Annotated in this window: 5 protein-coding genes; all 5 read right to left on the bottom strand. The window is 29.9% G+C overall.

All coding sequences use genetic code 11. From position 1 onward, the window contains the following. On the bottom strand, positions 1-582 hold a 582-nt coding region (locus tag VK998_RS09550; RefSeq protein WP_325227902.1), incomplete at its 3' end, for a DUF3048 N-terminal domain-containing protein. A gap of 12 nt (positions 583-594) precedes the next feature. Further along, a complete protein-coding gene (locus tag VK998_RS09545; protein ID WP_325227901.1) occupies positions 595-1,299 on the bottom strand; it encodes a diacylglycerol kinase in 705 nt (234 codons plus the stop codon). A 7-nt stretch (positions 1,300-1,306) separates the two neighbouring features. Further along, the gene (gene ybeY, locus VK998_RS09540; RefSeq protein ID WP_325227900.1) at positions 1,307-1,771 is read right to left on the bottom strand and encodes an rRNA maturation RNase YbeY; all 465 of its coding nucleotides are present in this window, start codon (positions 1,769-1,771) and stop codon (positions 1,307-1,309) included. Between the two features lie 3 nt (positions 1,772-1,774). Next, complete coding sequence (locus VK998_RS09535) at positions 1,775-3,865, bottom strand: HD family phosphohydrolase (RefSeq protein ID WP_325227899.1); 2,091 nt, start codon at positions 3,863-3,865, stop codon at positions 1,775-1,777. A 14-nt stretch (positions 3,866-3,879) separates the two neighbouring features. Beyond that, positions 3,880-4,851 (bottom strand): PhoH family protein, encoded by a 972-nt coding sequence (locus VK998_RS09530; RefSeq protein WP_325227898.1) that lies wholly within the window; start codon positions 4,849-4,851, stop codon positions 3,880-3,882. Positions 4,852-4,880 lie beyond the last annotated feature (29 nt).

The raw sequence follows: 4,880 nt of genomic DNA, 5'->3' as shown, positions 1-4,880 counted from the left end.
TCTGATTACTTCCATACTAGTATATGTATTATGTGGTGCTCTTTTACCTACTTCTTTGTTCTTCCATAATACTTTATTTGAAGAAGAAAGTCCATCAATATCAGCTAACTTTAAATTAATGATATCCTGTTTAGCTTGAGGACTTCCACCCACTCTTACATAAACAGGATCATATTCTAACAAGGTCGTTATAAAATAAGGTCTTGAAGACCTAATTGGTCCTATAGACTTAGGAGCTCCTATTAAAAACAAAGCCATGTATCTAGTATATGGAGCTTCCACCATAAATTCGTAGATTATTTCAGCTTGACTCAACCCAGCTTGCCATCTGGCTCTAGGATGATTATCATACATTACAGCTACTGGTCTTCTATTTACCTTTTCTTCTGAACTGTATAAGCCACTTAAAGGCGATGGTATTCCTTCTTTAGAAACTATTTCTTTTGTTATTTCTTCCTCTTCTATCTCTTCTCCCTCTTTAATAATTTCATCTTCAATTTCTCTTGTATCTTCTTTCCAACATCCCGATAATAAAAATATAAATAAAATTGCTAAAAAAATAATATAATTTTTCTTCTTCATAGTTATACCTCTTCATCCGATTATTTGAAATACTAATATTCCTACTATTATACCTAAAAGAGCACCTAGTACTACTTCCATTAAAGAGTGTATTCTACCTTCTATCCGACTTTCTCCTACTAAAATAGCCATAAAATAAGAAAGAGTAGATACCAACATATTGTTTGCTATAAAAGCTATTATAGTCGCTATACAAAATGATACGGCTGCATGCCCACTTACGGTTCCTCCTTGAAAAGGAGTGCCTCTTCCTTTGTAATATATTGTCTTCAAAGCTATAGTAAATAACACAACTAATACTAATGCAATAAAAGTTAAATGAATAGAGGAATTTTTAATCTTAAATAACACTAAATTGGTTAAAGGATTTAGTCTATCAAAAAAAAGCAGATATCCTACTACCAATGAGTTTAGGGCAGCTATTAAAACACCACCTGCAGCAACATCCTTAGCTAAACGAGCTAAAGGATGAAAATCTTCAGTTACTAGATCCACAGTTCGTTCTACTGCAGTATTAATCATTTCTGTAATTAAAACTAAAGCTATTGAAAAAAATAACATCAATAATTCTAGTCTAGAAAAATCAAAAAACAAACTTAATATTATAACAATTACAGCTATTATAAAATGAACCCTCATATTTTTCTCAGTTTTTAAAGTATAGATAATACCAGTTACAGCATAATTAAAACTTTCTATTATACTTCTAGATTTCATTTTAAGGTTAATCTTCCCTTCCATTTTTAAATATCTTTAGTTTTTTCATTATTTCTTTTTCTTTGTCTCTCATTACAACCTGATCTCTTTCATTCATATGATCATATCCTAATAGATGTAACATACTATGAACTGTTAGATAAGTTATCTCTCTCCTAAGTGAATGTCCATATTCAACGGATTGTTCTAAAGCTTTCTCAGCAGATATAATTATATCCCCTAACATTGGAGTTGGAAACAATCCCTCATCTTGTTCCATGGGAAAAGAAAGCACATCAGTTTCCTTATCAATATTTCTGTATTCTTTATTTAATTTTTTAATATTTTCATTGTCCACAAAGATTAAACTGATTTCATAATTCAAATTTTTCCCTTCTAGTAGTAAGGATTCTTTAATTGCATCTTCAATTACTTCAAAGATATCATTGCTCAATTTTACTTTGTCTTGTCTGTCATCCATATATAATTCCATGGTTTAAACCTCTCCCTTTTCTTCTTTTAAGCCCTCATTTGGATATTCTATTCTCTCATGAAAAATCCCCATCATAACTGATGAAAAAGCGTTAGCAATATCACTTAAATTTTTTAAAGTTAAATTGCATTCTTCTAATTGACCATCTTCTAATTTCCCTTTTATTATATTCCTTATCATCTCTTCTACATTCTTTTTATTCGGCTCTTTAATAGACCTAACAGCTGCTTCTGTTGAATCTGCTAACATAACTATTGCTGCTTCTTTAGTTTGAGGTTTAGGCCCTGAATATCTAAAATCTTCAATTTTAACTTCTAATGACTCGTTTTGTTTAGCTTTGTGATAAAAATATGAAACTACCGTATCACCATGGTGTTGTCCAATAATATCAATTATTTCTTTTGGTAACTTGTTTTTCTTTCCTAAAGCTATTCCATCTTTTGTATGATTTGTAATTACTAAAGTACTCATGCTTGGCTGTAATTTATCGTGAGGGTTGTCCGCCCCCAATTGATTTTCTTTGAAAAAGTAAGGTCTAATTAATTTCCCAATATCATGGTAATAGGCTCCTACCCTTGACACTAATGGATCAGCTCCAACCACTTCTGCAGCTCTTTCACTTAAATTACCCACTATTATACTATGGTGATAAGTTCCAGGTGCTTCAATTAGCAATCTTTTTAGCAAAGGCTGATTAGGGTTAGATAGCTCTAGCAGTTTTAAAGGAGTTAAAACTTCAAACACATTTTCCCAAATAGGTAAAGTACCAATGGTTAAAATGGCACAAAACATTCCATTCATAAAACCGTATCCACCTCTAATCAATATATCCATCAATTCCAATTTTTTAATAAGACCAAAAGATAGAATTGTCATAAAATTCGTAACTCCAATTAACAAACCATTTATAAATATATTGAATCTTTGATGTTGTTTGATTACCAAAAATGCACCAATACTTCCACTTATTAAATACATTGTCATTAAAGTATCATCTAGTTTTAAAATGAAACCTAAAATGAAAACCATAAAAACATTAACAATTAAAGATAACCTTATATCTAATAATATTGCTATAAGTAATGCACCAGCCGATACAGGCATTATATAAGGAGAAATATTGTATATTCCTTGAGAAATTAGGATTAAAGAGGTTACAATAATAAGCAAAATAGATAATTTGTTATCAACCAGTATGTCTGTATTAAAATAAAAAACATGTCCAAAAATTATTAATTCCAACAATACTATTAATATTATTATGCCTAGTACAGTTCTTTTGTCATATCCCTCATTTTCCTTTAAAAGGCCTAATTCCTTGATCAGACTTAATGAATTACTATTTATTATATCTCCTTTTCTTACAATTACCTGATGTTCCTTTATTATTACTGGTTCTATCTTTTCTACTTCCTCATCTATTCTACGTTGCGTTGCTTCTTCATCAATAAACTTATTTGGTTGAATAGTATTATTTATTAAAGAAATTCCTAATTCTTTCTTATTGTCACTAATGTCAATATCTTGAAATACATTTTCAATGCTTGCTTTTTCATATTCTAAATCTTCTTCTTTGATACCCGCTCCCATTATTTGATTTGTTAAATCATTTATTATATTTTCGAAACCACTTAATTCATCGGATTCCATTCTTAATGCTGTTTGATATTCATTTCTAGAAAGGGGAATCCTGGATTCTTCAACTAATATATCTGTCTTTTTACTTATACCAATACTTTCGTCTGATTGAAGTTCTCTTACCATGTCGAAAAATTCCTTTATATTTGTCTTCATGGTCATTTGAACAGATGGACTAATCCTATACCTAGGCTCTACCCTATTGGCAGCTTCTTTTTTTAACTGCTCAGTGGCCCGTATATCCTCGATGTCTTTAGTTGCTCTAATTTCTAATGGTGCAGCATCTCCAACTTGAACATTAATTCTTTTAGTTTCCACTTTTTGAATAGTAACAAAAAAAAGTATTACCGTAAACAATAATATTAAAAATATATTTAGATATAATTTGTTTTTTCTAATATTTAAATTTAATATTTTATGTTTTTTTTCTTTTCTTTCTTTGGATTTTTTCTTCATTTGGGATTTCCCCCTTATTTCTCTACTTTTTCGTGTTTTTCATAAGCCTCAATTATTTTTTGAACTAGTGGATGTCTAACTATATCATGCTTAGATAAATAGACAAAGTCTATTCCCTCTACATTTGAAAGAATCTTAGATACAGTTACTAAACCTGAAGTTCTACCTTTTGATAAATCAATTTGAGTTATGTCACCAGTTATTATAGCTTTTGAACCAAAACCTAATCTAGTCAAAAACATTTTCATCTGCTCATTAGTGGTGTTTTGGGCTTCGTCTAGTATTACATAAGCAGAATCTAAAGTTCTTCCTCTCATATAAGCTAAGGGTGCTATCTCTATTAAATTTTTCTCCATTAATTTTAAATAGGTCTCGCCACCTAAAATCTCAAATAGAGCATCATAAATTGGTCTAAGATAAGGATCTACCTTCTCCTGTAAATCTCCTGGTAAAAATCCTAAGCTTTCTCCTGCCTCTACAGCTGGTCTAGTTAAGATTATTCTATTTACTTCTTTATTTTTAAATGCATTAACTGCCATAGCCATTGCTAAATAGGTTTTCCCAGTACCAGCAGGACCTATTCCAAATACTATATCGTTATTTTTAATACCATCTATATATCTTTTCTGGCCTAATGTTTTAGGTTTTATACTTTTACCTGATGCAGTGATACATACAACATCTTTTAATAAATCCTTAACCTTTTCTTCTTTTCCTTCAAGAATTAATTTAATTGTATACCTTAATTCTTGTTTGGTTAATTTTTTTTGACTCTTTATTATCTCTACTAATTTATATATTAATCTTTCGCCTAGTTCTGCTGAAAGTATGTCGCCTTTTATTATAATATTTCCATCTCTTAAAAGTATTCTAATACCCAACTCTTTCTCAATTATTTTAACGTTCTCATCAAATTTCCCAAATAATTGAGATATTAATTGATTTTCTTCAATAAATATTTGTCTTTCCTGTTCTAATTTTGCCAAATTTTATCCTCCCTCTAATTTCTGTTCAT

It is taken from the genome of Schnuerera sp., assembly GCF_035459645.1.
In the GTDB taxonomy this organism is placed as follows: Bacteria; Bacillota; Clostridia; order Tissierellales; family Tepidimicrobiaceae; genus Schnuerera.
Note: the sequence above shows the minus strand (reverse complement) of the source record. Positions and strands in the feature narration are given on the sequence as shown.